We start from the raw sequence: 26712 nt of genomic DNA on the forward strand, positions 1-26712 counted from the left end.
GACGCCACATCGGACATCGGCGAACCGGCTGCGGCCCGGCGCGTTCCGCGTGTCGCGTGGCGAACGTGCTGGTGACGGCCCGACGGCCTGGGAGCGGTACCAACCGGGGCCACAATTCGGGCCGTCCGGTCGCTACACTCCCCGAAAACGCCCGTAACCCCCCACGGACGGGCGGCGCTGATCCGAATCGAATGGAGACGCCTGTGACCCGCGACAAGGCGGCACCCCCCGGCATCGACCTCAACGTTCCCAGCGTCGCCCGGGTCTACGACTACTTCCTGGGCGGCAAGGACAACTTCGAGGTCGACCGGAAGGTCGCCGAGCACGCGCTGCGGATCACGCCGGACGGGCCGGCCGCCGGCCAGGCGAACCGGGCGTTCCTGCGCCGGGTGATCCGGTTCCTGGTCACCGAGGCGGGCATCGACCAGTTCCTCGACCTCGGCTCGGGGCTGCCCACGCAGGGCAACGTGCACGAGGTCGCCACCGAGCACAACCCGGCCGCCCGGGTGGTCTACGTGGACAACGACCCGATCGTGCTGACCCACGGGCGGGCGCTGCTCGCCGCGGAGGGCACCGCGACGGTGATCCAGGCCGACGTCCGGGCACCGCAGGAGATCCTCAACGACCCGGACGTCCGCCGGTTCCTCGACTTCGACCGGCCGATCGGGTTGCTGCTCTTCGCGATCCTGCACCACCTCGGCGACGACGAGGACCCGCGCGCGGTGGCGGCGGAACTGATCGACGCGATGCCGTCCGGCAGCTACGTGGCGATCTCGCACTTCCGCGACCCCGGCGAACGCGACCCGGAGGGCTCCCGCAAGGCGCGCGAGGTCGAGCGTGTCTTCAACGAGTCGCTGGGCACCGGCCGCTGGCGTACCGACGAGGAGATCCTCGCCTTCGCCGACGGGCTGACGGTGCTGGAGCCGGGGCTGGTGCCGCTGGCCGAGTGGCGTCCGGATCCGGACGCGCCCGCGCCGCAGCAGACCGACACCTACCACACGTTCGTCGGGCTACTCGCCCGCAAACCGTAGGTCCGTCCCGGTCGCGCCGTCGATCGACACCGTCGCCAGCAGCGCCGGATGGTCGGTCGTCCCGCGCATGTCCACCGGCCGGTGGCAGCAGATGGTGACGTCGCCCGTCGTCACCATCTGCTGCCGGGCGCCGTCGTCGATCCGCCGGTAGCCCGCCGGCACGCACGAGCGCACGTCCGGTGTGCCGCCGACGCGCAGGTTGAGGTCACCGGCGAGCACTGTCGGCGCGTACCCGCCGTCGCGGCGGATCGCCGGCACCACCGCGCCGACCAGTTGCGCGCATTGGGCCAGCGCGACGTCGCCGCTGGTGTTCGCCAGATGCGTTGTGCACGCGTGCAGCAGCCCGGCGGCCCGCAGGCAGAGCCAGACCCGCTCCTCGGGGTCGGCGAAATCCTGCGCCGGGTAGGTGCCGCGGTGCACGGAGGGCCGCGCGTCGCGCGCGTCGAGGCGGGTCACCAACCCGATCCCGTACGGCTGGCCGTTGTTGCAGTAGGTGGGGGCGGCGTTGGGACGGTCACCGGCGGCCTGGAACGCGGACACCACGGTGCCGCCGGGACGGGCGGCCCGCAGCGCGCGCTCCAGCGTGTCCACGTCGTCGCGGCAGACCTCGTTGAGCGTGACCAGGTCGGGCCGCTCGGCGGCGATCACGTCGGCGGCCCGGCGGACGGCCCGGCCGGTGTAGCAGCCGGCCCGGCCGCTGTTGCACAGGTTCATCTGGAGCACCCGCAGCGTCCCCGACCCGGTGTCGCCGAGCGGCGCCGAGCCGGCGGGCAGCCCGGCCACCACGAGCAGGCACACCAGGGCCAGCACCCGGCGGGCACGCCGGGCGCGACGGGTGGCGGGCTGCCGGGACAGCGGGGCTCCAGCGGGTACGGGCGGCGGCGGGGTGCCGGTGATCCTATCGCCGGAACCGCTCCGGCCGCCGCCCGGTCAGGCGCCCAGGCGGGCCTACCTCGGCACGGCCCTGAACCATGCCTCGCGGTCGGCCGGGTCGGGTCCGCGCCGGCGCAACGTCGGAGATTCCTCACCGGTGACCGGCGCGTAGTGATCGAAGGTGGTGGTCAGGACCGCCTCGCCGCCGGTGAGGTCGGGAAGGGCGGCGACGACCTGCGGGACCCGCGCGGACGGCAGGGTGCCGCTCACCTCCAGGTATCCGCCGGCGACGCCGGTGTCGTGGACGACCGCTCCGAGCCGGGCGAGCAGCGCCAGCACCGTCTCCACCGCCTGCTGGGGAAGGTTGACGTCGAACCGCTCGACCGGGTGGCACACCCGGGTGCCGGCCCGGCGCAGCGCCGCGGCGACCACGACCGGGGCGAGGTGGCGGAAGTCCGCAGCCACGGTCGAGATCGACTTGTCGAACTTCTGGTGCGGCCTGCTCTGCCGGGGGAGGTACTGCGAGGCCGTCATGGTGACCACGCAGTCGGTGACCGGCCAGCCGTGCCGGCCGTGCCGCAGCGCGGCCCGCACGCCTTCCTCCGTCGCGGCGACGAACGCCGGCGGCAGCCGACCCCGCTCGACACCGGAGCGGAACTCGATGCCGTGCCCGACCGGGGCGGCCTCGATGCGCAACCCCAGCCCGGCCAGGTACGGGTTGCCGCGCTCCCGCACCCGCTCCTCGGCGGCGCCGGTGCCGGCGACCCGTTCGATGCAGGCGGTCAGCGTGCCGGAGAACCGCACCCGGACGCCGTACCGGTCCTCCATGAGGGCGGCCAGCACCTCCTTCTGGACCTCGCCGTGCAGGCGGATCACCGCCTCCGCCTGCTGCTCGTCGAGGCGCAGGTCCACCAGCGGGTCCTCGTCGGCCAGCTCGGCCAGGCCGGCGAACATCGCCAGGCGCTGCTCCGGTTCGACCGGCTCGACCACCGCCTGCCGGGTGGGCGGCGGGAACCGGTAGCCGTGTCGCCGCGGCGGCTGCCCGATGTGCTGCCCGATCCGCGCCGACACCCCCCGCACCGCGGCGATCTGACCGGCGGACACGGCCGTTCGCACCAGCACACCCTCGGGCTCGATGACGGCGATCTGGGTCACCGTCTGAGGTCGGGCTCCGGCGAGCAGCACCCGGTCCCGTACGCGCAACCGCCCGGACCACAACCGCAACCAGACCCGTCGGCCGTGGCCGTCCCGGTCGACGGCGAAGACCGTGCCCGCCAGCGGACCGTCCCGCGTGTCGCCGTACGGCAGCAGATCGGCCAGGACGTCGCACAACTGGCGCACCCCGGCTCCGGTGATCGCCGAGCCGCACGCGACCGGGATCAGGTCGCCACGGCGTACCGCGCCGCGGATCGCTCGCCGGACGTCGCGGGCGCGTACCGGCTGATCGGTCAGCCACCGCGCCGCCACCGCGTCGTCGACCTCCGCCACCTCCGCCACCACCGGTTCGGCGTCGAGGCGCACGGCTCGCACCCGGGCCTCGCGCCCGCCCTGGCCGGCGACAGTGGTGAGCAGGACCGGACGCGCCCCGAGCCGCCGGCGCAGCTCGGCCGTCGCCCGGCCGACGTCGGCACCGCGGCGGTCGACCTTGTTGAGGAAGAACACCGTCGGTACGCCGATCCGGCGCAGCGCCCGCCAGATGGCGACGGTCTGCGGCTGGACCCCCTCCACGCTCGACACCACGAGTACGGCGGCATCCAGCACGGCCAGCGAACGCTCGACCTCCGCGATGAAGTCGGGGTGGCCGGGGGTGTCCAGCAGGTTGATGCTCAGATCACCGATGGTGATCGAGGTGACGGCCGCCCGGATGGTGATGCCACGCCGGCGCTCCAATTCCATCGAGTCGGTCCGTGTCGTGCCGGCGTCGACGCTGCCCGGCTCGGACACGGCGCCCGCCTCGTACAGCAGCCGCTCGGTCAGACTGGTCTTTCCGGCATCAACATGGGCGACGATTCCGAGGTTCAACAACGCCAAGGCAGGACTCCACGGTAGGACGGTCAAGGGTCCGGAGCGTGGAAGCTGCTCGCATTGTCACTCCTCGTCGTGGTCCTGGTGGCGGGCGTTCGCCGCCGGATGCAGTCCCACCTTGCCCGACCGTCGCGACCGCCGCGACCGAATTAGGTTTCGGTGGCACCGGCTACGGGCGTCTCTGGTCGCAGTTGGCGCTGGTCAGGCGCACCGTGTACGCACGGTCGTCGGACGTGATGCCGGACGGCAGGCCGTCGAAGTGGGTCTCCACCTTCTCCCATCCCCGGCGCTGCTCGTAGTGCAGGTGCGGGGCGCCGGAGTCCCCGGTGCTGCCGACCCGCCCGAGCTGGTCGCCGCGGGCCACCCGCTGACCGGGCTTCACCAACGGCGGTTCGAGCAGGTGCAGGTACTGCGTCTCCCACTTCCCGCCGTGGTCGATCTTGACCCAGTAACCGCCGCCCCGCCCCTTCGGGCCGTTCGGGTCCTGCGGGGTGCGACCGCCGAGGGATCCGTTGACGCCCGCCACGGTGACCGTGCCCGCGGCGGAGGCCAGCACGGGCCGCCCCCACGCCTCGCCCGTGGTCGGGAACAGGTCGATGTCGTAGTCGTCGTGCCCGGGATAGGTCGAGAGACGCCACGTCTCGCCACAGGCCACAGGGAGCTGGAAGGCCGGTCGTGGGCCCGGTGGCCGCAGCAGCGGCACCACGACGTACGCGACGGCGGCCAATGCGGCGAGCACCCCGACGACAAACGCGGCGCGGGCCACGCGGCGGCGCGACCGACGGTGGTGGCGTGGGTCGCGCGGGCGCTCGGTGCTCATCGTTGCGAGCATGACACGAGCGGGCCCGGCTGCCGCCGCTCCCCTGGCCACCCCCGCCGCTCCGTCAGGTCAGCCGACCACCGCTGCTTCGCCCCCGCGAGTCGCACAGCGTCACCGGGGCCCCGGCCGCGAGCAGGTCAGTTGACCACGCCGAAGCCGCCGGACCAGGGAAGCTTCTCGTTCGCCGCCAGGCTGATCTGCAGGAAGCCGACGGCCTCCATCTCGCGGGCGCGGTGGAGGGAGCCGGCGTCGACGGCCTTCAGCCCGGCGGCGGTGACCACGCCCGCGAGGGCGGCCTTGGCGTCCGCGTCGTCGCCGGCGATGAGCACGGTGGTGGTGAGCGGTCCGACGGTCCCCTCGGCGAGGGTGCCGGCGAAGGTGGTGTTGAACGCCTTGACAACCCGGGAGCGTGGGAGCTTCGCCGCGATCTCCGCGGCGGCCGAGGAGTCGGCGGGAACGGTGAGCGAGTCGTAGGTCTCGAAGTTCAGCGGGTTGGTGATGTCGACGACGATCTTGTCGTCGAGCTGACCGGCGCGCTGAGCGAGCACCTGGTCCACCGCCGGGTAGGGCACGGCAAGCACCACGATGTCACCGGTGACCGGCTTGTCGAGATCGGTCTTGCCGAACAGTTCGACGCTGTTGTCGCCCTTGGCGGCTATCGCAGAGATGGCCTGGCCCATGTTTCCGGTGCCGATGATCGAGATATGCGTCATGAGGCTCTTCCTTCCAGGGATGTTGCCGATGCTTCAGAAGATTGAGCACGCAGTCGGTGATCCGCGGACGGGACGGCTATGTCTCAGCGGTGTGTCGGCAGCCACCTCTCGCGCGAGTGACGCTACCGATGCGCCCCACGGCGCGCCGCTGATTGGCCACCGTTCATCAGTGGGCCGCCTTCCGCCGGATCCGCCAGATCCGCAGCGCCACGACGGCGCCGATCAGGGCCAGCAGGATCCACTCCCCGATGCCCAGTTCCCGCTCCAGATACCGGTAGGAGGCGGCGCCCAGGTAGCCCAGCACCGCCACGGCTGTCGCCCACACCAGCCCGCCGGCCAGGTTCGCCCGCAGGAACACCGGCCACCGCATCCCACCGGTCCCGGCGATCATGGGGACAACGGCCCGCAGCACCGCCACCCAGCGTCCGATGAGCACCGCCCATGCCCCGCGGCGGGCGACCAGGCGGCGGGCCCGCGCGATGTCGAGGCGCCGGCGCAGCACTCGCGGGGCGCGGGCGAGCACACCCGCGCCGTACCGGCGGCCGAGGGCGTACCCGGCCTGGTCACCGAGGCACGCCCCGACGGTCCCGGCGGCGACCACCGCCCACAGCGGCAGCGCACCACCGTGGGCCACCAGCCCACCGATCAGGATCGCTGTCTCACCCGGTACGACCAGCCCGAGCAGCGTCGAGGACTCCAGAGCCGGCAGGACGACCACCAGGGTCAGGACCAGGACCGGCGGCAGCCCGACGAGCGCCTCCACCACCTTGTCCACCACTCGCTGATTGTCGCCCCAACGGGTTGATCAGTGGTGAGCAAGACCGTCGGGTGGGTCGGCGATCCGCAGGGTTCGGGTCGACAGCAGGCATCCGTGCCGCCTGAGGGGCGGCTCACCGCGCCGGGAGACTACCAACGCCACTTGAGGGGCAGCTGAGCGCACTCGCGCCGTCACTCCAGGGCATCGACGCCCACCGGCGTGGGGCGCCGGAACAGCCGCAGCAGGCGGGCCGCGACCTCGCCGTCGCCCCGGACGACGACGCCGGCGGAATGCAACGGCACGCCACCGAAGACGAGCGAGCGGAAGACCCCGACGCCGGCCCGGATCACCAGCTCGGCATCGGCGGCGTCCGCGCGCACCACGTCGAACCGTCCGTCCTCGACGGTGACGAGCAGGCTGTCGCCGTCGAGGAGAAGCTGACACCGTACGGCGAAGTCGCCCGCCGCGGCCGGGTCGAAGGTGGTCTTCATGGCGAGGGCCAGCGCGTCCCCGCTCAGCTGCGCCGACGAGGTCAGCGGGCTCCGGCTCCCCCACCTGGCCAGCCCCAGCAGGGCGGGTTCGAGGTCCCGTCCCCATTCGGTCAGCTCGTACGCCCGGACGCCGGCCGGCGGTCCGAGACGCCGACGGCGTACCACTCCCGCCTCCTCCAGCTCGGCGAGCCGGGCGGTGAGCATGCTCTGACTGGCGCCGGGCAGGCCGCGCCGCAGGTCGGTGAAGCGCTTCGGGCCGAGCAGCAACTCGCGGACGATCAGCAACGCCCACCTGTCGCCGACCAGGTTGAGCGCCCGGGCCAGGCCGCAGGGGTCGTCGTATACGCGCGTCATGCCATCGATGGTATTCCTACAGCACTGTTTGGTGCTAAATTCGCACCGTGACGACCTACATCCTGGTGCCCGGGGCGGGCGGCGACGCCTGGTACTGGCACCGCCTGGTCCCCCTCCTGGAGCAGCGCGGCCACGAGGCGACGGCCGTCGAGCTGCCGGCCGTGGACGACAGCGCGGGACTGCCGGAGTACGTGGACACCGTGGTCGACGCGGCCGGTGACCGCGGGGACCTGGTGGTGGTGGCCCAGTCGATGGGCGGCCTGACCGCGCCACTGGTCTGCGGCCGGCTGCCTGTCGCACGGCTGGTCCTGGTCAACGCGATGATCCCGGCTCCCGGCGAGACCGGCGACGACTGGTGGACCAACACCGGCCAGGACCAGGCCCGCCGTGAGTGCGACAGGCGCGAGGGCCGCTCCCCCGACGGGCCGTTCGATCCGCTCGTGTACTTCTTCCACGACGTGCCGGAGGACATCACCGCGCAGGCCATGGCGGGTGGGTCACCGCAGTCGGGAACCCCGTTCGCGCAGCCCTGGCCGCTGGACGCGTGGCCCGACGTGCCGACCGAGGTCCTGTGCGGCAGCGCGGACCGGTTCTTCCCGGCCGAGTTCCAGACCCGGGTGGCCCAGCAGCGGCTCGGCGTCACGCCCGAGCGCCTGCCCGGCGGTCATCTGCTGGCCCTCAGCCTGCCCGAGGCGCTGGCCGCCGCGTTGGACCGCTGAGGCCACCGGTCCCCGCCGTGGCGGGGACCGGCAGACGCCGCACCGGGCATGTCAGGAGCCGGCGACGTCCGTGGTGAACGCGAGCTCGCGGCCGGCCTCGATGTCACCGGCGAGCGCCTCCACACGGGCCTTGGCCAGCGCGTAGGAGTCGGAGCCGAGGACCTGGTGCAGCGGCGCCGCGCCGCCGACGGCGACCTCGATGATGGCGGCCGCGGCCTTCACCGGGTCACCGAGCTGGCTCCCGGGCATCGCCAGGTGCGCCTCGGTCATCTCGCGGATCGCCACATAGCCGTCGGCGGTGCTCGCCGGCAGGCCGAGCGAGGACGTACGCAGGAAGTCGGTACGCGTGTAGCCCGGCTCCACGACGTTGACCTTGATACCGAACTCGGCGACCTCGGCCGCGAGAGCGTCCGACAGGCCCTCCAGCGCGTACTTCGCCGAGCAGTACAGGCCCCAGCCCGGGAAAGCGGTGAGGCCCAGGATCGAGGAGACGTTGATGATGTGGCCGCTGCGCGCGGCGCGCATTCCGGGAATGGCCGCCCGGAGCACGTTCCAGACGCCGAAGACCTGCACCTCGAACATCTTCCGCACCTCGGCGTCGCCGGCTTCCTCGACCGCGCCGAGGAAGCCGTAGCCGGCGTTGTTCACCACGACGTCGACGGCGCCGAAACGGTCGGTGGTGGCGCGGACCGCCGACGCCACCGCCGCCTCGTCGGTCAGGTCGAGTTCGAGGGGAAGCAGCCGCTCCCGGTCGACCGGACCGAGGGCCGCGCCGAGACGCTCGGCCGAGCGGGTCGTCGCCGCGACGTTGTCGCCCCGGTCCAGCAGTTGCCGGACCAGTTCGAGGCCGATGCCGCGGGACGTGCCGGTGACGAACCAGGTGGCCGGACGGGTGGTCGGGAAGGACATGAGAGCTCCTGAGTCTCGGTGCCGTGGCGTCCCGGCTGGGACACATCCCATGCTGCGGACGAGAAAGGGCCGAGAACACGGCGAGGCAAGCCCAGCGCTGCCTGGGAACGACACACCCACCCGGACGGTGTCGCGGAACGCCACTCGCGGCCGATCATTGGGGCATGGCGGGACACTCAGACCTCGGCCGGTTCCTTCGCCGGTGCCGGGCCTCCCTGGCGCCGGAGGACGTGGGCATCGCCCCCGCGACGCACGGGCGCCGGGTCCGCGGGCTGCGCCGGGAAGAGGTGGCGTTGCTCGCCGGGGTGAGCGTCGACTACTACACCCGACTCGAACAGGGCCGGCACACCAGCCCGTCCGCAGCGGTCGTCGAGGCCCTCGCGCGGGTCTTCCAGCTCGACGCCGCCGCCGGCGCCCACCTCGCCGACCTGGCGCGGCCCGCCCGGCGCGGCAACCAGGAGACGCCCGCCCAACGGGTACGTCCGGCGATGCACCAGCTGATCGCCTCCATGACCGAGCACCCGGCGCTCGTCCTCGGACGCCGCACGGACGTGCTCGCGTCGAACGCCCTCGCCCGTGCGCTGCTCACCGACTGGACACTGCTGCCGCCACGGCAGCGCAACTACATCCGGTGGATCTTCCTGGACCCGGGCGCCCGCGACGCCTTCCTGGACTGGCCCACGGTGGCCGCCGAGGTGGTCGGCACCCTGCGTCTGTATGCCGGCCGCAATCCCGACGATCCACAGCTCAGCCGGCTCGTCGGCGAACTGACCATCAGGAGCCCGGAGTTCCGTACCTGGTGGAACGGGCACTACGTGCACGAGCGCACGTACGGCACCAAGCGGATGCGCCACCCGGGGGTCGGGCCGATCACGCTTCGCTACGAGGCCCTCGCGATGCCCGGCGACCCGGACCAGACGCTGTTCATCTACACCACCGACCCCGGCAGCCCGTCGCACGACAACCTGCGCCTGCTGGGGTCGCTGGTGGCCCGGTCCGGGTCGACGCCGGGCACCACCTCGTCCGCCCGGACGCCGCGCGGCTGAGCCGGCCCGAGAGCGTACCCGGGCCGGCCCACCTTCCAGCAGCGCGCGGTCAGACGCTGATCCGTCCGGCCCCGGCGCCCGCCGTCACGACGGCCTTCACGTCGCAGGCGGCGTCCTGCGTGTACGGGTACGGGATGCCGGCGACGCTGCCACCGGCCTGCCCGGCCCCCGAGTTGACGAAGCAGTTGTTGCGGGCGACCAGCGAACCGGGACCGGACGAGCCCTCGCCCCGGTGGTAGGGGTCGGCCGTGTTCTCGAAGTAGTTGCTCTCCACGAGCACCCCGGCGTTCATCGTCGACGCCACGCCGTAGCCGCCGACGTTGCTGTAGAGGTTGTTGTAGACGTGGACCGGGTTGCCGAAGCGCACCCGCGGGTGGCGCTGGTTGGAGCCGTCGAACCAGTTGTGGTGGTAGGTGACGCGCAGGTGCCCGACGTCCTGACTGCCGTTGTCGTCGCTGTGGCCCAGCAGCATCGACTTGTCGTGACCGTAGACGCGGTTCCAGGACACGGTGACGAAGTCGGAGCCGCGCTTGATGTCGACAGCGCCGTCGTACCCGTTGGTGAAGCTGTTGTGGTCGATCCAGATGTTGGTGGCCGACTGTTCGACGTTTATGGCGTCATCGCTCCAGTTGCGGAAGTTCAGGTTGCGGACGATGACGTTGCGGTCGCCGCTGACTGTGAATCCGCAGCCGGAGATCGTCGCGCCGGCGTTGCCGAGGATCGTCTTGTTGGAGCGGACCCGCAGCATGCCGGAGCAGGAGATCGTGCCGGAGACCCGGATCACCGCGGCGCTGGACGACCCGAGCGCGCTGGACAGGGCGGACGCGCTGGTCACCGTGGTGACGGCGGCGTTGCCGCCGCCGGTGGTGCCACCGTTCTGGGTGGCCCAGCCGACCAGCCCGGTCTGGGGTGTCCCGGGGCTGCCGCCCCCGATCGGCACCAGTTGCCACTGCTGGTTGGCGCCGTTGAGGTCGGCGTACTGGGAGATCCGGCCGCCGTCGGCGGTGGACCACTCCCAGACCTCGAGCGCCTTGTTGGAGTGCCTGTTGATCAGGCGGACGTAGCCGCTGTCCGAGTCGAGGACCTGGAACTGCTGGTTGGTCGCGTTGAGGTCGGGCCACTGCCGGTACTCCGCGCCGTCGGCGGTGTTCCACTCCCACAGGTCGACGACCTTGCCGCTGTTGCGGTTCTGCAGCCGGTAGTAGCCGCTGCCGGAGCTGACGAAGCGGAACTGCTGCCAGGCCCCGTCGTTGCGGGACCACTGCTGGATCACCGCGCCGTCGGCCGTCGAGGTGTCCCGGACGTCGAGGACCTTGCCGCTGTTGCGGTTGACCAGCACGTAGTACGCGCCTGTGTCGATGGTGGCCGCCTGGGCCGAGGGCGACGCGACGACCGCGCCGACGGTGCCGACGACGAGGGCGCCGGCGGCGGCGACCAGGGACCGCCAGCGGTGCCGCCGGCGCCTTTCGGGTGTGGTGAGAGCCGTTGTCACGGGAACTCCTCCGGTGGACGGTGGTGGTGGGTGGGGGTGCGGGGGTGCGCCTGCGGCGCTCAACACCAGTTCAGCGTCGAGTTGACCCGCGTGACGTTGCTGATCGTGTTGTTCGCTCCGCCGCAGGGACTCTGGGTGATGTTCGTGTTGGTGACAGTGAGGTTCTGGAAGCGGATGCCGGAGGAGATCGGGAACTCGGTCCGGGACGCGATGCGGACCTCGCCGCCGCCGGTCACCGTGCCGGACACCCCGGCGATCGTGACGTTGTAGCAGTTCTCCACGAGGATCGAGTTGTTGCCGGTGTTGGAGATCGTCACGCGGTCGATGACCGCGCCGCCGGACTCCGACACGCAGAAGATCCCCCGGCCGCCACCGGACGCGATGACGGTGCCGACCCGGATGTTCGTCGGGTACGAGTTGCCCACCCGGCCGTTGCGGTTGGCCATCCGGAACGCCGCGTAGCCGGTTCCGGTGCCGGCGCCCTGCGCGTCGACGGTGCCGACGGTGGCGTTGATCGTGTCGTTGAGCAGCAGACCGGAGTATCCGGTGTTGCGCGCGGTGACGGTGCCGATCGTCAGGCCGTCGACGCCGTACGTCTCGACGCCGTGCGCGCCGGTCCCTGACACGTACACGGTGTCGATGCGCACGTTGCGCACCTTGACCGCCCGGTCGCCGCCGTGGTTGTCGATCCGCACCCCCAGGCCGCCGGACAGCCGCATGTCGATCTGGCCGAGCGTCAGGTTGTTGACGTTGCGCATGAAGATCCCGTACAGCGGCGCACCGGTGAGCGTCAGGTTCTGCACCTCGACGTCGGTGGTGCCGCGGGAGTAGACGGGCGCGTAGTCGCCCGATCCCGAGCCGGTCACGTTGATCGTGCCGCAGACCGCCAGCGTCGTGTACGACGGCAGCGACAACCGCGAGCCCGCGCTCATCGAGCCGGAGCCGCGCACCACCACCCGCTGCTTCGCGGTCCGTCCCGCCGACAGCGAGTTCACCGCTGCCTGCATCGCGGCGAGCATGTCCGAGCCGGTGTACACGGTCGACGATCCGTTGCGGGCCGTCCAGGTGCCGCCGTTCAGCACCGCCTCGGCCTGGTACGAGCCGCTGCCGCACCCGGTGCTCGGCGGCGGCGTGGTGGGTGTGCCGGTGCCCACCGGGACCAGCTGCCACTGCTGGTTGGCGCCGTTGAGATCGGTGTACTGGCTGATCCGGGCGCCGTCGGCGGTCGAACGCTCCCAGACCTCCAGGGCCTTGCTGGAGTGCCTGTTGATCAGGCGGACGTAGCCGCTGTCCGAGTCGAGGACCTGGAACTGCTGGTTGGTGCCGTTGAGGTCGGGCCACTGCCGGTACTCCGCGCCGTCGGCGACGTTCCACTCCCACAGGTCGACCACCTTGCCGCTGTGGCGGGCCCGCAGGCGGTAGTAGCCGCTGCCGGAGGAGACGAACTGGAACTGCTGCCACGCGCCGTCGTTGCGGGACCACTGCTGGATCACCGCGCCGTCGGCCGTCGAGGTGTCCCGGACGTCGAGGACCTTGCCGCTGTTGCGGTTGACCAGCACGTACCAGGCGCTGGTGTCGATGGTGGCGGCCTGCGCCGGCGGCGCGGCCACCACTGCGACGCCGACCGCGCCGGCCAGCGCCGCCACCAGGGCCAGCACCAGGCCGGCACGCCGGCGGCGTGGGGCGCCGGCGGGCGACGTCACTGCGGGGTTGAGCATCGTGGACCTCCAAAAGGGGTACGCCGAATGCGGCGTGACGGTTTCTCCGGGCGCGCCTACTCCAGGTGGAAGGTGGCCGCGGCCCGGTCGGCGCTGGTGTTCACCGCTTCGAGCTGGAGCAGTCCGTCGCGGTGGCGGACGTACCGGCCGCTGTAGTTCTGCGATTCGAGCGAGAGCGCCTCGGCCGCGGCCAGGCCGGGACGGCGCTGGAAGCTCGCGTCGTTGTCGAACAGGGCCGAGCCGTCGTCGCGTTCGACGTAGAGGGCGAAGGCCCGGTGGCGCAGGAAGTAGCCGGGGAAGTTCGTCGACTCCAGGGACACCGATCCGCCGCCGGCGAGGCCGGGGACGATGCGGAACTGCGAGTCGGCCAGGTTCGTCACGTTCGGCTCGACCCGGGCCCGGTAGTCGTAGTGCCGGACGTAGCTCGCGGTCAGGTCGTGTGACCGCAGCCGGATCGGGGTGGCCCCGTCGGGTACGGGGATGCCGAAGTTCGGGGTGCCGTCGGCGTTCCAGTAGAGCTTCTGGATCCGGGTCCGCCGGTTCGGGTCGTTGAGCGGGTCGCCGCTGATGTCCCGGTAGTTGCGGTCGTGGTAGACCAGGATGTCGCTCTGCCCGTCCTCGGAGACGGTGAAGGAGTTGTGCCCGGGGCCGAACTGGCCGGTGGCGGCGCTGCTGGCGAACACCGGGTTCGGGCTCTTGGCCCAGGCGGCGGCGTCGAGCAGGTTCGCGCCGGCGGACGCGGTCAGCATGCCGAGGCAGTAGTGCGCGTCGGTGGCGCTCGCCGAGTAGGTGAGGAAGACCCGGCCGTTGCGCTGGATCACCGTCGGACCCTCTGCGACCCGGTAACCACGGGTCTCCCAGTCGTACGTCGGGACCACCAGCCGGGTCACCGTGCCGGTGATCTGCCACGGGTTGGCGCCCATGCGGGCGAGGTAGACGTTGGAGTTGGTGGAGATGCCGGGTTCCTGCTGGGCCCAGGTCAGGTACCGCACCCCGTTCACCACGAACGTCGAGGCGTCCAGGCTGAACGTGTCCCACGGCGTGGTGATCCGGCCGCGTTCGGTCCAGGAGCCGGACAGCGGGTTCGCGCTCGCGTTCTCCAGCACGTACATCCGGATCCGCCACACGTCGTCGGTGCGTCCGGCGGCGAAGTAGACGTACCACTTGCCGTTTATGAAGTGGATCTCCGGCGCCCAGATGTGGGCGCCCATCTCCCCGCTGGTGTGGCGGCGCCAGATCGTCGTCTCCGCGGCGCCGGCCAGTCCCTGCAGGGTGGTGGCCCGCCGGAGCACGATCCGGTCGTACTCCGGGACCGTCGCGGTCATGTAGTAGTAGCCGTCGGTGTGCTTGACGATGTGCGGATCGGCACGCTGGTTCACCAGCGGGTTGGTGTAGCTCACCGCCGGCGCGGCCTGCGCGGGCCCGGCCACCGGCAGACCGGCGGTCACGGCGACCGCCGCGAGCGCCGCGGCCAGCATCGGCCGCAGGCGTCGGCGGGCGGGGGCGGCGGGCGCCGCGCCGGCCCCTCGGCGGCGGGCCGTGCGGAGCAGGTGTCGAAGCGGCATGTGCCCTCCCAGGTGGGCCAGGTCGTCGGGGATGGTCCGGGGCCCGGGTCAGTAGACGTAGGGCCAGGCGGCGGCGTCGTAGCCGATGCGGTTGACGCCGAGCAGCGACGCGCCGTTGTCGGCGTAGTAGTGGTAGAAGAGGACGTCGCCGTCGGTGTCGGCGAGGACCGCCTGGTGGCCGGGCCCGTGCACGCTGCCGTGCGAGGCGAGGATCTGGGTGCCGCCCCCGGCGAGCATGTCCCGGCCGTCGCGGTCCACGAACGGCCCGGTCGGGCTCGCCGAGCGACCGACCATGATCCGGTACGTGCTGGCGGCGCCCTGGCAGCATCTGTCGAACGAGACGTACAGGTAGTACCAGGCGCCGCGCTTGACCAGGACTGGCGCCTCGATGCCGGGGCCGTAGTTCGCGAGCCCGTACATGGCGGTGCCGAGCCTGCGCCCGGTCGCCGGGTCGATCGGGATCATCTTGATGCCGGACCAGAACGAGCCGAAGGTGAGCCACCAGCGGCCCTGGTCGTCGGCGGTGAGGTTCGGGTCGATGGCGTTGAAGTCGTCGGTGGTCCGTGACTCGACGACCAGCCCCTCGTTGGTCCAGCTCCCGGCGGCTCCGGTGGCGCTGGTGGCCAGGAAGATCGCCGAGCGGTTGGAGCCGAAGGTCGAGGCCGAGTAGTACAGGTGATAGCGCCCGTTGCGATACGACAGGTCCGGCGCCCAGAGGTTGCGCGCGCCCCCGGTGTACGTGGTGGTCCACGGCGCGCCACCGGGGAAGACGGTGCCCGCGTTGCGGTAGGCCACCCGGTCGGTGGAGGTCTTCAACACGATGTCGTCACCGGTGTGCGCGACGAGGTAGGTGCCGTCGGGTCGTCTGACCACTGTCGGGTCGTGCACGCCGATGTCGCCGGTGACCCGGCCGCGCTGCGGATAGGCCGGCGCCGGAGTGGTCGGCGCCGGGCTGGTCGGTGTTCCGCCGCCCAGTCGGATCAGCTGCCACTGCTGGTTGGCGCCGTCCAGGTCGGAGTAACCGGCCAGCCGGCCACCGTCGGCGGTCGACCAGCCCCACACGTCGACGACCTTGCCCCACTGCCGGTTCACGAACCGCACGAACCCACCGGCGGAGTCCTGAAGCCGGAACTGCTGGGTGGCCGAGGACCGGTCGGTGGACTGCACCAACTGGGTGCCGTCGCCGCCGCTCGGCAACTCCAGCACCTTGCCGCTGTGCCGGGACCGCACCCTGTAGAACCCGCCACCGGCGTCCACGAACTGCCACTGCTGCACCGCGAGGTCGTTGCGCGTCCACTGGTTCACCGGCGCGTTCTCCGCCGTCGACCAGTCGTACAGGTCCATCGCCTTGCCACTGTGCCGGTTCACGAACACGTACGACGCGGTCGTGTCCACCGTCGCCGCCGACGCGGGCGGCACCCCGGCCAGCACGCCCGCGCCGAGGGCCAGGGCCGCCGAAACCGCCACCGCAACCGTCCGTGTCGTCTGAGCGGTCCCTGCCACCGAAACCTCCTGCGCTTGGTCGCCTCCGCTCCCGAGATCACGAACACGGGGCGAACGATCATGGCAGCGGCGTTACGTCCGGGTTACCAGTCATGTTTTCGATAACATAGACGACTGTCAAGGTGATGGCAGGCTCGAAGCTTTCGGAAGGCTTGCTTACGGTCTGATCGCCGCACGCGTCTGCGGACCGCAGCGGCGGGTGGTTAGCGCTAACAGACCCGGCGGATCGGCCCTGTCGACACCGGGCCTCCGTCGGTCACCGCGGCTCGGCCGGGCCCGGGTCGCTCGCGTCCACGAGAGAGACGGGAGTGCCCAGCTCGACAGTGCGGGAGACGGTGCAGAGCCGGTCGTGTGACTGCCGCAGAGATCGCGGCAGGGCCTCGCGGGCCCGGTCACCGTCCGCGCCGGCCGGAAACGCCACAGCGAAGGTGACGGTGAGGTTCCGCATCCGGTTGCCGGCTTCCGGATCACGGATCTTGTCACCGCTCACCGTGACGGCGAACCGGGTCGGTTCGGCGCGACGGCTGGTCACCAGGTCGACGTCGACGGCGGTACAGCCGCCGAGCGCCGCCAGCAGCAGTTCCACGGGCGTGAAGGTCTCGTCCTCCCCCGTGCCCATCGACATCTCGCCGCCCCGGGCGTTGCGCACGACGTACCGGCCCACGCTGGTGCGCTCGATCTCCACCGACCGGAGCGTGTCCTCACTCATGGGACGAACCTACCGAAAACGCTCCGCGAACGTGCGGTATGGGCCGGGTCGCGCAACCCGTCCCGCACAGGGCATAGTGGCCCGCGGCTTCATCGACCGATGTTGCCCGCTCTCGGCGAAGGTGGTGGGAAGTGACGACGCGCTCCCGTGTCCGATGGGCCCGCGCGGCCGTACTGGCCACGCTGGCCGGAGGGACGTTCGCGGTCGCGGCGGCACCGGCCACGGCCGCGCCGGAGACGGTGAGCATCCTGAGCGTGTCGGCGGAGAACGTGAAACCCGGCGAGACGGTACGCGCGCAGTTCCGCGTCACCAACACCGGACGCCGGGCCGAGACGGCGATCATCGTGGTGGGCGGCGGCCTGCGGTGCGCCACCGGCTGCCGGGCGGAGCCGAATCTCGGTCCCGGCCAGAGCCGGACCTTCGACGCGACACTCGTCGCCCCGGATGCCCGCCCGGGCGAGACCACCGGCCTCAACATCTCGATCGGCGTACGGCTCGCCGGGCAGAACAGCTACGCCTACAAGATGGTCCACGTCCACGGAGCGGGTGCCTCGCCCACCGGCGGGGCCGAACCCGGGGCCGGGGTGAGTAGGGTCTCCGGCCGGGTCCTCGACGCCGACGGAAAGGCGATCGGCGGCGCGGACCTGACCATCCGGGACAGCGCCGGTCACGAGTACCGGACGACCAGCAACCGCAGCGGCCAGTTCTCGATCACCGCCAAGGCCGGCCGGACGATCGCCGAGGGATCCATCACGGTCCGCGCGTCCATGGACGGCTACCGTGCCGCCCGCGCGACCGTCAGGGGCAGGGCCGGTGACGTCGCCACCGTACGGCTGACCCTTGCCGCAGTGGCCACGCCGACCACGACGTCGCCGTCGCCCGCCGCGGCGGCGAACCCTCTCGCCGCGGCGGCCGACGACGACACGCCCGCGGCCGCGCCGCCCGCGCTCAAGGCGGCCGGCGAGGAGGGCGGCAGTACGTCGATATTCCTCCTGGGCGGCCTGCTGGTCGCCGCGGGCCTGGGCGCGCTCGCACTGGTGCTGGTGCGCCGGAGGAACGCACCTGGCGCGGTGGCGGAGGCGGCGGCTCCCCCGGCGACCTGGCCGCCGGCCGGCGGGAACCTGGCCGACGCGCCGACCGCGATCCTGCACCTCGGGCCGGCCGGCGGCGGGCCCGGCGGGCCGGAGAACGCGCTCCACGATCCGGCGCTCACGTACCGGCGCCGAACTGCCACACCCGGAGGTTCCTGATCCGGGCGGCCCTGCCCGTGGCGCTCGGCGATCGCCCCGTCGGAAGACGTACGGTGAATCGGGCTCCCCGGCCCGGATGGCCCTCGGCCTCGATGGTGCCGTGGTGGCTGGTGACGACCTCCTGGAGCAGGGCCAGCCCCAGGCCGAAACGGCGGTCGCCGGCACCCGCGCCCCGGTGGAACCGGTCGAAGATGCGCCGGGCGTCCGCCTGGTCGAAGCCCTTCCCGGTGTCGGCGATCACGAACTCGGCGACGTCGTCAACGGCCCGCAGCGTCACGGTGATCCGGCCTCCCGCGGGGGTGTGGGCAAGCGCGTTCGCCAGCAGTTCGCCGACGACCCGGCGCAGGGCCGACTCGACACCCGGCACCGGCAGCGGGTCGCCCGGGATGTCCAGGACGAGCGTGACCTGGCGCTCGGCTGCCCGGTCGCCCTCGGCGGTGACTGTCGTACCGATCAGCGCGGTGAGGTCGACCGGCGGATCCGGCTCCCGGTCGGCGGGCGCGGCGGCGAGCCGGGCGGAGAGCAGCAGGTCGTCGACGATCTCGCCGAGCCGGCGGGTGGTGCCGATCAGCCGTTCCAGGTCGTCCAGGTTCGTGGCGGCGCCGTCGTTGCGCGCCCGGCGCGCGATCAACTGGGCCCGGGTGTGCACCTGGGCGATCGGCGTGCGCAGTTCGTGGCTGGCGTCCGCGACGAAGCGGCGCTGCCGGGTCAGGGCCTCCGCGAGTGGTGCGACGGCTCGACGGCCGACGACCATGCCGGTCAGCACGGCGGCGAGCAGCCCGACCACCGCCGCGAGGCTGAACGCGAGCAGGAGGTGCCGGCGGTCGGAGAGCTGGAAACGGGCGTCGAACACTGCCTGGACGACGGTGTCGCCGCGGGCCTCGGTGCGTACGTGGTAGGTCGTGCCGTTACGCGTGACAGTGGTGATCTCGGTGGCCCCGGTGGCCGCCACTGTGGCCAGCACGTCGTGCAACGGGAAGCCCGGTGGTGGCGGGTTCGCGCCGGTGTGCACGGTGGCGCCCTCGTACTCGAAGATCCAGCTACAGGCGGGCGGGCCGGCGATGGTGCCGTGTTCGGTGCCCCACGCCAGCTCACGCTGGATCTGCGCGTCCTGGCCGCGGACCAGCACCGCGTAGGAGATGCCGCCCGCCAGCAACAGCAGGGCACCGATGGTGAGGCCGACGAACAGGCCGATCCGGAGTCGGGTCCGCCGCACGATCGCCTTCTCGACCGCCTCCATCAGAGCGTTCCGAGGCGGTAGCCGAGGCCGTGCACGGTGCGTACCGCCGCGCGGCCGAGTTTGCGCCGGAGGTAGTAGACGTAGGTGTCCACTATCGATGCACCGGCGGCCTCCTCGAAGACCTTGCGGCGCAGCACGGCTCGTGGATGCACGGCGTTCGGCCGGGCCGCCAGGACGCGCAGCAGCTCGAACTCGCGGGTGGACAGCGCCACCCGGGTGCCGTCGGCCAGCACCGCCTCGCGCGGTCCCAGGTCGAGCCGGCCGGCGCCGATGCGCAGCACGTCAGTCGGCTCGGGCCTGCGCCGGCACAGCGCCCGGACCCGGGCGCTCAGTTCGTCGAGGTCGAACGGTTTGATCAGGTAGTCGTCGGCGCCCGCGTCCAGCCCGGCGATCCGGTCGTCGACGGTGCCGAGCGCGGTGAGCATCAGGGTCCGGGCCGGGACCGCCCGGGCGCGTAGCCGGGTGACCAGGTCGAGGCCGTCGAGCGCCGGCAGCATCCGGTCGATGACCATCACGTCGTACGTGCGGGTCAGCCCGAGGTGCAGCCCGCGCTGGCCGTCGAAGGCCCGGTCGACCAGGTAACCTTCGTGGCCGAGCGTCTCGGTGAGCATCTCGGTCAGATCCGCGTCGTCCTCGACCAGCAGCAGCGGGTTCGATGTTCCGCCCCGCATGTGTTAACGATCCCATAGATGACCGCCGATAGAAGCATCAGTATTTGCCTCTTCAACTATCTGAAACCGCCAGCGCGGGCTCGCGTACGGCGTCGGGCTGCCGGGCCTCCCGGCGCTCGATCCAGCTCAGCGTCGGCGTCGTCATCAGCGTGGTGACCAAGGCGACCAGCACCAGCACTGTGAACAGGGCGGGGTTCACGATGCCCGCCTCCAGCCCGACGTTCAGCGCGATGAGCTGCATCAAACCACGGGCGTTCATCAGCGCGCCGACCCGCAACGCGACGCTCGACGGCTCACCCCGCATCCGGGCCGCCGCCCAGCAGGCGCCGAACTTGCCGACGATCGCCGCCGCCACGCAGGCCAGCGCGAACAACAGCACCGGCGGCGAGGCGAGCAGGCCGAACTCCGTACGCAGGCCCGAGTAGGTGAAGAACAGCGGCAGGAAGAGCGTCGCGGCGACGGGTGTGAGCGTGTCCACCACCTTGTCGGTGTTGTCGGTGCGGGGCATCACCACGCCGACCGCGAACGCGCCGAAGACCGCGTACAGCCCGATCTCGTCGGTGTACCAGGCGACCAGGAACAGCAGCGCGACGGTGCCGAGCAGCCGGGCGCGGTCGTTGAGGGCCCGGTGGGTCATCAGCGTGGCGGTGACCGTACGCCCGCCGAACCAGAGCACCAGCCCGAACAGGACCGCTCCGCCGGCGGTGACGCTCGCGGGTCCGGCCCGGCCGGACGCGACCGCCAGCACGGCGGCCAGCATGATCCAGGCGACCACGTCGTCGATCGCGCCGCTGGCCAGGGAGAGCGTGCCGTGCCGGGTGCCGGCGTGCCCTTTCTCGGTGATGATCCGGGCCAGCATCGGGAACGCGGTGATGGCCAGGGCGACGCCGACGAACGCGGCCGAGACCCCGAGTGACGTCCCGTCAGCCTGGATCGGCACGACGCCCGCCGTCACCAGCACCAGCAGCACCCCCAGCAGCAGCGGCGCGGTGACCCCGGCCAGTGAGATCACGCCGGCGGTGCCGGCCAGCCCGGTGACCCGGTGGGCGCTGAACGCGTACCCGGCCTGGAACATGAACAGCACCAGGCCGACCTGACCCACGACATAGAGGATCGGGAGCAGGGGGGCCGGGAACAGGGCGTCCTGCACGTCCGGCAGGAGGAGCCCGAGCAGCGACGGGCCGAGCAGTACGCCGGCGAGCATCTCGCTGACCACGGCGGGCTGACCCGCCTTGCCGAGCAGCCACGCGACCCCTTTGCAGAAGATCAGGATCACGGTGACCGCGATGAAGAACCGTGGCGCCAGCTCCGTTGGTGTCATCGGACAGCCCTCTCGAAGTAGTTGGTGCACAACCGCTGCCGGCGGGCGTCGAGCACCATCCAGGTGCCGAACACCAGTTGCCGGACACTGCGGCCCACGTCGGCCCACCGGTCCCGCGACCGCATCGCGGCCAGCCGCAGCCGCCCCGGGCCGGCGAGCCCGACCGGTGTCAGATACGCCGGGCCCCGGCTGGGCAGCGACCGGGTGTGTGAGGCGGAGGAGATCAGGACGTACCGGCGCAGCACCTCGCGGGTCGCGGCGCGCATCATCACCGGCGCGACGCCGCGGGCCGGGCAGGCGCGGTTCGCGGTGACCCCGTACGGGATGAAGTGCGCGTCGCCGCGCTTGAGCGTCAGCCACCGGTCCGGGTCGAACCGGTCGTCGCCGGCGGCCCCGCCGCGGTGGAACGCCAGGTAGTTGAAGAGCAGCACCGTTCCGGCGGGCAGTGCCGCCCCGGTGGGCAGCGTGATCGGCGCCGAGGTGATCCGGTGCGCGACGCCGAAGAGCGGGTGCACCCGCAGTGTCTCGTCGATCACCCGGTCCAGCGCGTCGTCACCGTCGAGTCCCCGCTGCACGTCGGGATGCGTGGCGAGGGCGAGCAGCACGTGCGCCATCGCCTCGGACATCTGCACCACAGCGGTGTTGAAGAACGCGCCCTGGAGGTACCAGGCCGTCTCCTGGGCGGTGAACGGCGGCGGCAGCGTCACCGGGCAGGTCCCCGCCTCGATCCGGTCGCGCAGATACCCGGTCAGCCGCTCGCGCCGCCGCATGTGCCGGAGTCCGGTGCACTTCAGCCCGCTGACCACGTCGTCGGCGTTGGCGACGATCAGCGCCCGCGCCTCCGGTGGGCACGCCTCACCGAAGACGAGTTCGTAGTAGACCTCGGCCCAGACCGGCATCATCAGGTCGCGCAGCCGGACGTGGCTGGTCCGGTCGGCCGGCAACCGGTCGAGGACGCGCCGGGTGGCCGCGGTGGCGAGGTCGTCGCAGCGCTGGCGGCGTACCGCGAGCACCCGCCGGGTCGTGGCGGCGACGGTCCGGTAGCGCTCCCCCGGTTCCAGATGTTCCTGGTGCATGTGCGGTCCGGGCGCCAGCCAGTACCAGAACAGGTCCGACAGCCCGGCCCCGCGGCTGCGTCCGTCCGCCGCCGGATCGGCGTACACCCGCTCGAAGTGCTCCATGCCGACGGTGGGGCCCGGCACCGGAACGCCTTCGACACCGTTGACTCTGACGAACACCCACTCCCGCAGCCGGACCACGGTGCGGGGCAGCCAGTACGGCACGGTCCAGGCGATCCCCGCCAGGACCGGCAGGACGATCAGGGCGCTCATCCGCACGCCACCGTGGCGACCAGGTCGCCGCGCAGGTCGGCCGGCTCGGCGACGCCGGCCAGCGTCAGCGTCCGGTCGAGGTCGGCGTGGAGCAGGTCGAGCACGTGGCGCACCCCGGCGGCGCCGCCCACCGCGAGCCCCCAGAGCACCGGGCGGCCGACCAGCACCGCGCTCGCGCCGAGCGCCAGCGCCACCAGGACGTCGGCGCCCCGCCGGACGCCGCCGTCGAGCAGCACCGGCACCCGCCCGCCGACGGCCTCGACCACGGCGGGCAGCGCGTCCAGGGTGGCCAGCGCCCCGTCGAGTTGCCGGCCGCCGTGGTTGGAGACCAGCAGACCGTCGAGACCGTACGAGACGGCCAGCGCCGCGTCGGCCGGATGCAGCACCCCCTTCAGCAGAATCGGCAGCGTGGTGACCTCGCGCAGCCAGGCGATCCGGTCCCAGTCCAGCCCGGCGTCCATCTGGATGTCGCGTACCCGGCCGGTCGCGTCGCGCATGTTCTCGCAGCTCATTCCGGGCGGCAGGTCGGCGAAGCCGTGCCGCAGGTCGCGTTCCCGCTGGCCGAACACGGGCGAGTCGACTGTGACGACCAGGGCGGTGCACCCGGCCGCCTCCGCCCGCCGTACCACTGACGCGGTGAAGTCCAGGTCCGGCTGCGGGTACAGCTGGAACCACAGCGGCCCGCCGGCGGCGGCGATCTCCTCGACCGGCCGGGTGGCCGCCATGCTGACCACCATGATCGTGCCCGCCTCGGCGGCGGCGCGCGCGGTGGCAACCTCGCCCTCGGGGTGGGCCAGCCGGTGGAACGCGGTCGGCGCGATCAGCACCGGCATCGAGATCCGGCTGCCGAAGAGCGAGATCCGCAGGTCGCGCCGGCGCACGCCACGCAGGACGCGGGGCACCAGCCAGCGCCGGGTGAAGGCCGCCTCGTTGGCGCGCACCGTACGTTCCTCGCCGGCACCGCCGGAGAAGAAGTCCCAGTGCACCGGGTCCAGGCGGCCCCGCGCGTCGGCGGCCAGGTCGGCCAGGTTCAGCGCCGGGCCGTCCAGCGCCGCGTCGGACGGACGCATCTCAGCTCTCGGCACTGCTCAGGCAGCGGTCGACGAACGCGACGAGCGGCGCGACGTGGGTCTCCGGCCGGTCCCACCGGTTCTCCAGGTTCTCCGCCAGGTGGTGGGTGGCGACGACCCGGCCCGCCCGGTGGTGGCGGACGACCGGATGCAGGTAGGCGGCGTCGTGGGCCTGACCGGGGACGTCCTGGGCTACCCGGTGGACGGTGACGTCGAACGGGTCCACCTGGTCGTGCTCGGGGCCGTACTCCAGGGTGACCACGAAGGCGTGCTCGTAGTCGTGGTCGGGGGTGCGCAGGCCGGTGCCGGTGAAGTACTCGACCGGCACCTCCTCGTGGTAGCGCGCGTCGGATCCGGCGACGGTGACCACGTCGGCGAGGAAGCCGAACTGCTGCCACAGCGCGGAGGTGCGGTTGACCCGCGCGACGACGGCGTCGGCGATCAGCTCCGCGGTGGCGTCCAGCTTCTCCGCCGGCCACGGCGTGTCCCCGTACCGTCGTTCCAGGATCCGGTGCAGCGCCCGGACGGCGTACCGGAAACCGTGGATAAAGCCGCTCGTCGAGCGTTTGAAGTCCCGTTCCTGGCTGATCGTGCCGGCGAAGTAGAGGCCGGGCACGTTCACCGACTCCCACTCCGGGGTCTGCGCCGGGAAGCGGTCCCGGATGGCGAGTCGCGGACGGCAGGTGTCGTCGAAGATGGACGCGTCGAAGGCGAAACCGGTGCAGGCGAGCACCCGGTCGTACCGCAGCTCCTTGACGACCTCGTCGGCGCGGGAGAACGAGAAGGTCACGGTGAAGCCGTCGCCGTCGCGCTCGATGCGTCTGACGTCGCCGTCGAGGATCGCGTTCGCCGACTTGAGCTGGTAGGTGTCCAGGAAGTTGTTGTTCACCGCCCGCAGGTGTCCCACGTAGTGCGTGCGCCAGGCCATCCGGATCGAACTCGGACCGGCCACGTGGATCAGCGTGGTGGTCTCCATCAGGCTGTCCGCGGTCTCGAACGCGGAGTTCCCCTTGCCGATGATCAGCACCTTCTGGTCCAGGTAGTCACGCGGGTCGACGGGCATCTCCGCGTACTGCTCGGCGAGTTCCAGACCCGGGATGTCCGGCCGGTACGGCTGGGAGACGCCGGTGGCGACGATCAGCCGCCGCGCCCGGAAGACCTCCTCCCCCGCCCGCACCTCGAACACCCCGTCGACCTTGCCGACCGACGTCACCCGGGAGTTGTACCGGACCCGCGCCCCCGTCTTCGCGGCGAAGTCGGCCAGGTAGCGGACCATCACGTCGGCGTCGGGGAAGTACCGCTCGGTGTAGCCGGTGAACCGCAGCGCCGGGTCGTCGCTGAGCAGCGAGTTCCAGTCCAGCCGCAGGTTCAGCTCCGGGTCGTCCGAGCCGGTGTGCGGCTTGTTGATGGAGATCAGTTGCCGGTGGCGGGGAAAGGTGGCGAAGAACGCCCCCGGGATCCCCGCCTGCTCCAGGACCAGATAGTCGCGCTTGCCGTCGGCCTCCAGCAGAGCCGCGAGTTGCAGGCCGGCCGGCCCGGCCCCGACGATCAGGTAGTCAAGCGTCATGTGCGTCCATCCTCAGGAGAAGGAAACGGAGAAATCCGCGATCACGTCGGCGGCGCGCCGCACGTCGGCGTCCAGCGGCCGGTCCGGGTCGATCGGTGGTACGGCCGCGGCCACCGCGGCCAGCGCCTCGGCACAGCCGGACGCGGTCGGCGCACGCGCGCCGACGTACGCCGCCTGGCGCAGTCCCACCGCGAGTGACCCGACGACGAGGTGCAGCAACCGGGTCTGGTCCAGCGCCCGCAGCGCGGCCTGGGTGCCGAGCGGGACGACGTCCTGGTTGTGCAGGTTGGTCGGCACGCTCTGCATGCTCGCGGGCATGGTGTCCCGGCGGATCTCGGTGATCAGGGCGGTCGCCGCCAGTTGCACGCCCTGGAGTCCGTGCTGCTGTCCCGGGCCGGCGGCGAGCATCGGCGGCAGGCCGCCGTTGCGGTTCGGGTCGACGAGCAGGTCCAGTTGCCGTTCGGCGAGGTTGCCGACCTGCGCCACGACCATCGACAGCACGTCGGCGGCGAACGCGGCCGGCTGCCCGAAGAAGTTGCCGCCGTGCACGACGAGGTCGTCGTCGGGAAAGAACAACGGATTGTCGGTGACGCTCGCGAGGTCGGCCCCGACGACGGCGTCGACGTAGCGCAGCGCGTCCTCGGCGGCGCCGAGCAGTTGCGGCGCGCACCGGATGCTGTACGGCTCCTGCAACGGACGTGTCCCGGACGCGACGAGGCCGGCGCCGACCCGGCGCATCCGCGCGCCGACCTCGACCGCGCCCGGATGGCCGTACGCGGCCAGCAGCCGGGGGTCGAGGAACTGCGTGTCGCTGCCGAGCAGATCGGCGAGCAGGCAGGTGAGCACCTGGACCGTCCGGTGTGCGCGGCGGGCCGCGTCCAGCGCCAGCGCCGTCGCCGCTGTGGTCAGCGAGGTGCCGTTGACCAGGGCGAGGGCGTCCCGCCCGTCCAGCGGCAGCGGTTCCAGGCCGGCCCGCTTCAGCGCCTCGGCCGCCGGTAGCCGTACCCCGTCCAGGTAGGCGTGGCCCCGGCCCCGTAACGCCTGTGCGGCAGCGCCCAGCGGGATCAGGTCACCGCTGGCGCCGACCGAACCGAGCCGGGGCACCACGGGGACGAACGTGGTCGCGAGCATCGCCGCGAGGGCGTCGATGACGTGCGGGGAGACCCCCGACGCGCCGCGGGCCAGCGACGCGGCCCGCAGCAGCAGAGTCGCGCGGACCACGTCCGGGTCGAGTTCCGGGCCCTGACCGGCGCCGAGGTGGGCGAGCGTGTTGTCGGCCTGGTCACGCAGGTCGGCGCGGCCCGCGTACCCGACGAGGGCGCCGAATCCGGTGGTGGCGCCGTACACCGCGCGGTCGTCGCCGAGCACCGCGGACAGGAAGGTACGGGCGGCCGTGACGCGCTCCCGGACCTGCGGTCCGACCACGACCTTGACCGGGTCGCGGGCGGCGCGGAGGTCGGCGATCCGCAGTGGGACATCGAGGTCCACCTCTGTCGTCATGCGATCGCACCCTAGAGACGAATTCTCAGAACGCTCT

Annotated in this window: 23 protein-coding genes; 4 read left to right on the forward strand and 19 right to left on the reverse strand. The window is 72.2% G+C overall.

Going from position 1 to position 26712, the window contains the following annotated elements:
* Nucleotides 1-203 precede the first annotated feature (203 nt).
* The gene (locus MicB006_RS14655; protein WP_073827902.1) at nt 204-1031 is read left to right on the forward strand and encodes an SAM-dependent methyltransferase; all 828 of its coding nucleotides are present in this window, start codon (nt 204-206) and stop codon (nt 1029-1031) included.
* On the opposite strand, the gene MicB006_RS14660 is transcribed toward MicB006_RS14655, so the two are convergent.
* The 6 genes from MicB006_RS14660 to MicB006_RS14685 form a co-directional block, all read right to left on the reverse strand.
* Complete coding sequence (locus MicB006_RS14660; protein ID WP_116506769.1) at nt 1011-1841, reverse strand: endonuclease/exonuclease/phosphatase family protein; 831 nt, start codon at nt 1839-1841, stop codon at nt 1011-1013. The genes MicB006_RS14655 and MicB006_RS14660 overlap by 21 nt on opposite strands.
* Before the next feature lie 138 nt (nt 1842-1979).
* The gene (locus MicB006_RS14665) at nt 1980-3935 is read right to left on the reverse strand and encodes a translation factor GTPase family protein (protein ID WP_116506771.1); all 1956 of its coding nucleotides are present in this window, start codon (nt 3933-3935) and stop codon (nt 1980-1982) included.
* Nucleotides 3936-4098: 163 nt separating this feature from the next.
* Complete coding sequence (locus tag MicB006_RS14670) at nt 4099-4749, reverse strand: M23 family metallopeptidase (protein ID WP_116506773.1); 651 nt, start codon at nt 4747-4749, stop codon at nt 4099-4101.
* Nucleotides 4750-4886: 137 nt separating this feature from the next.
* Nucleotides 4887-5462 carry an NADPH-dependent F420 reductase gene (locus tag MicB006_RS14675; protein WP_116506775.1) on the reverse strand — a complete coding sequence of 192 codons (576 nt, stop codon included), beginning with the start codon at nt 5460-5462 and terminating at the stop codon, nt 4887-4889.
* Nucleotides 5463-5628: 166 nt separating this feature from the next.
* The gene (locus MicB006_RS14680) at nt 5629-6240 is read right to left on the reverse strand and encodes a DedA family protein (RefSeq protein WP_116506777.1); all 612 of its coding nucleotides are present in this window, start codon (nt 6238-6240) and stop codon (nt 5629-5631) included.
* Between the two features lie 170 nt (nt 6241-6410).
* On the reverse strand, nt 6411-7064 hold the full coding sequence (locus tag MicB006_RS14685) for a helix-turn-helix domain-containing protein (protein ID WP_192900241.1): 654 nt from the start codon (nt 7062-7064) through the stop codon (nt 6411-6413).
* 47 nt (nt 7065-7111) lie between these two features.
* Between MicB006_RS14685 and MicB006_RS14690 the strand changes: the two genes are divergently transcribed.
* Entirely contained in the window at nt 7112-7783 is a 672-nt protein-coding gene (locus MicB006_RS14690; protein ID WP_116506779.1) for an alpha/beta fold hydrolase, read from the forward strand.
* 51 nt (nt 7784-7834) lie between these two features.
* Here the strand turns inward: MicB006_RS14690 and MicB006_RS14695 are convergent, their stop codons facing one another.
* Nucleotides 7835-8692 carry an SDR family NAD(P)-dependent oxidoreductase gene (locus tag MicB006_RS14695; RefSeq protein ID WP_116506780.1) on the reverse strand — a complete coding sequence of 286 codons (858 nt, stop codon included), beginning with the start codon at nt 8690-8692 and terminating at the stop codon, nt 7835-7837.
* Nucleotides 8693-8856: 164 nt separating this feature from the next.
* Here MicB006_RS14695 and MicB006_RS14700 point away from each other — a divergent pair, with 164 nt between their 5' ends.
* Nucleotides 8857-9738: a helix-turn-helix transcriptional regulator gene (locus MicB006_RS14700; protein WP_116506782.1), complete on the forward strand. Its 882-nt coding sequence runs from the start codon at nt 8857-8859 to the stop codon at nt 9736-9738.
* A gap of 49 nt (nt 9739-9787) precedes the next feature.
* Here MicB006_RS14700 and MicB006_RS14705 read toward each other — a convergent pair whose 3' ends face one another.
* The 5 genes from MicB006_RS14705 to MicB006_RS14725 all read right to left on the reverse strand — a co-directional run bounded on the left by MicB006_RS14705 (nt 9788) and on the right by MicB006_RS14725 (nt 16725).
* On the reverse strand, nt 9788-11230 hold the full coding sequence (locus MicB006_RS14705) for an RICIN domain-containing protein (protein ID WP_116506784.1): 1443 nt from the start codon (nt 11228-11230) through the stop codon (nt 9788-9790).
* A gap of 59 nt (nt 11231-11289) precedes the next feature.
* On the reverse strand, nt 11290-12948 hold the full coding sequence (locus MicB006_RS14710; protein ID WP_116506786.1) for an RICIN domain-containing protein: 1659 nt from the start codon (nt 12946-12948) through the stop codon (nt 11290-11292).
* 56 nt (nt 12949-13004) lie between these two features.
* Nucleotides 13005-14513: a family 43 glycosylhydrolase gene (locus MicB006_RS14715; RefSeq protein ID WP_116506788.1), complete on the reverse strand. Its 1509-nt coding sequence runs from the start codon at nt 14511-14513 to the stop codon at nt 13005-13007.
* Nucleotides 14514-14561: 48 nt separating this feature from the next.
* Entirely contained in the window at nt 14562-16016 is a 1455-nt protein-coding gene (locus MicB006_RS14720; RefSeq protein WP_116506789.1) for a family 43 glycosylhydrolase, read from the reverse strand.
* A gap of 256 nt (nt 16017-16272) precedes the next feature.
* The gene (locus MicB006_RS14725) at nt 16273-16725 is read right to left on the reverse strand and encodes an OsmC family protein (protein WP_116506791.1); all 453 of its coding nucleotides are present in this window, start codon (nt 16723-16725) and stop codon (nt 16273-16275) included.
* 131 nt (nt 16726-16856) lie between these two features.
* On the opposite strand from MicB006_RS14725, the gene MicB006_RS14730 reads away from it, so the two are divergent.
* On the forward strand, nt 16857-17975 hold the full coding sequence (locus MicB006_RS14730) for a carboxypeptidase-like regulatory domain-containing protein (RefSeq protein WP_116506793.1): 1119 nt from the start codon (nt 16857-16859) through the stop codon (nt 17973-17975).
* Here the strand turns inward: MicB006_RS14730 and MicB006_RS14735 are convergent.
* The 7 genes from MicB006_RS14735 to hutH are packed head-to-tail and all read right to left on the reverse strand — an operon-like array spanning nt 17935 to nt 26675.
* Nucleotides 17935-19215 (reverse strand): HAMP domain-containing sensor histidine kinase, encoded by a 1281-nt coding sequence (locus MicB006_RS14735; protein WP_225980757.1) that lies wholly within the window; start codon nt 19213-19215, stop codon nt 17935-17937. The two genes, MicB006_RS14730 and MicB006_RS14735, sit on opposite strands and share 41 nt — an antisense overlap.
* Complete coding sequence (locus MicB006_RS14740; protein ID WP_116506796.1) at nt 19215-19886, reverse strand: response regulator transcription factor; 672 nt, start codon at nt 19884-19886, stop codon at nt 19215-19217. Before MicB006_RS14740 ends, MicB006_RS14735 begins: the two co-directional genes overlap by 1 nt.
* A 52-nt stretch (nt 19887-19938) precedes the next feature.
* Nucleotides 19939-21207 carry a cation:proton antiporter gene (locus MicB006_RS14745; RefSeq protein ID WP_116506798.1) on the reverse strand — a complete coding sequence of 423 codons (1269 nt, stop codon included), beginning with the start codon at nt 21205-21207 and terminating at the stop codon, nt 19939-19941.
* Nucleotides 21204-22538, reverse strand: coding sequence for a cytochrome P450 (locus MicB006_RS14750; RefSeq protein ID WP_116511444.1), 1335 nt, complete (start codon nt 22536-22538; stop codon nt 21204-21206). Before MicB006_RS14750 ends, MicB006_RS14745 begins: the two co-directional genes overlap by 4 nt.
* Nucleotides 22535-23608: an alpha-hydroxy acid oxidase gene (locus MicB006_RS14755; RefSeq protein ID WP_116506800.1), complete on the reverse strand. Its 1074-nt coding sequence runs from the start codon at nt 23606-23608 to the stop codon at nt 22535-22537. The genes MicB006_RS14750 and MicB006_RS14755 overlap by 4 nt, the downstream gene beginning before the upstream one ends.
* A 1-nt stretch (nt 23609) precedes the next feature.
* On the reverse strand, nt 23610-25175 hold the full coding sequence (locus MicB006_RS14760) for an NAD(P)-binding domain-containing protein (RefSeq protein WP_116506802.1): 1566 nt from the start codon (nt 25173-25175) through the stop codon (nt 23610-23612).
* Nucleotides 25176-25187: 12 nt separating this feature from the next.
* Nucleotides 25188-26675, reverse strand: coding sequence for a histidine ammonia-lyase (gene hutH / locus MicB006_RS14765; protein ID WP_116506804.1), 1488 nt, complete (start codon nt 26673-26675; stop codon nt 25188-25190).
* Nucleotides 26676-26712 lie beyond the last annotated feature (37 nt).

It is taken from the genome of Micromonospora sp. B006 (genome assembly GCF_003408515.1).
Taxonomy (GTDB): Bacteria; Actinomycetota; Actinomycetes; order Mycobacteriales; family Micromonosporaceae; genus Micromonospora; species Micromonospora echinospora_A.

What these genes read in the sequence shown, in the direction of transcription:
- MicB006_RS14670 (WP_116506773.1), bottom strand. Translation starts at nt 4,749, where the DNA reads ATGAGCACCGAGCGCCCGCGCGACCCACGCCACCACCGTCGGTCGCGC.
- MicB006_RS14675 (WP_116506775.1), bottom strand. Translation starts at nt 5,462, where the DNA reads ATGACGCATATCTCGATCATCGGCACCGGAAACATGGGCCAGGCCATC.
- MicB006_RS14685 (WP_192900241.1), bottom strand. Translation starts at nt 7,064, where the DNA reads ATGACGCGCGTATACGACGACCCCTGCGGCCTGGCCCGGGCGCTCAAC.
- MicB006_RS14695 (WP_116506780.1), bottom strand. Translation starts at nt 8,692, where the DNA reads ATGTCCTTCCCGACCACCCGTCCGGCCACCTGGTTCGTCACCGGCACG.
- MicB006_RS14700 (WP_116506782.1), top strand. Translation starts at nt 8,857, where the DNA reads ATGGCGGGACACTCAGACCTCGGCCGGTTCCTTCGCCGGTGCCGGGCC.
- MicB006_RS14710 (WP_116506786.1), bottom strand. Translation starts at nt 12,948, where the DNA reads ATGCTCAACCCCGCAGTGACGTCGCCCGCCGGCGCCCCACGCCGCCGG.
- MicB006_RS14715 (WP_116506788.1), bottom strand. Translation starts at nt 14,513, where the DNA reads ATGCCGCTTCGACACCTGCTCCGCACGGCCCGCCGCCGAGGGGCCGGC.
- MicB006_RS14725 (WP_116506791.1), bottom strand. Translation starts at nt 16,725, where the DNA reads ATGAGTGAGGACACGCTCCGGTCGGTGGAGATCGAGCGCACCAGCGTG.
- MicB006_RS14735 (WP_225980757.1), bottom strand. Translation starts at nt 19,215, where the DNA reads ATGGAGGCGGTCGAGAAGGCGATCGTGCGGCGGACCCGACTCCGGATC.
- MicB006_RS14740 (WP_116506796.1), bottom strand. Translation starts at nt 19,886, where the DNA reads ATGCGGGGCGGAACATCGAACCCGCTGCTGCTGGTCGAGGACGACGCG.
- MicB006_RS14745 (WP_116506798.1), bottom strand. Translation starts at nt 21,207, where the DNA reads ATGACACCAACGGAGCTGGCGCCACGGTTCTTCATCGCGGTCACCGTG.
- MicB006_RS14750 (WP_116511444.1), bottom strand. Translation starts at nt 22,538, where the DNA reads ATGAGCGCCCTGATCGTCCTGCCGGTCCTGGCGGGGATCGCCTGGACC.
- MicB006_RS14755 (WP_116506800.1), bottom strand. Translation starts at nt 23,608, where the DNA reads ATGCGTCCGTCCGACGCGGCGCTGGACGGCCCGGCGCTGAACCTGGCC.
- MicB006_RS14760 (WP_116506802.1), bottom strand. Translation starts at nt 25,175, where the DNA reads ATGACGCTTGACTACCTGATCGTCGGGGCCGGGCCGGCCGGCCTGCAA.
- hutH (WP_116506804.1), bottom strand. Translation starts at nt 26,675, where the DNA reads ATGACGACAGAGGTGGACCTCGATGTCCCACTGCGGATCGCCGACCTC.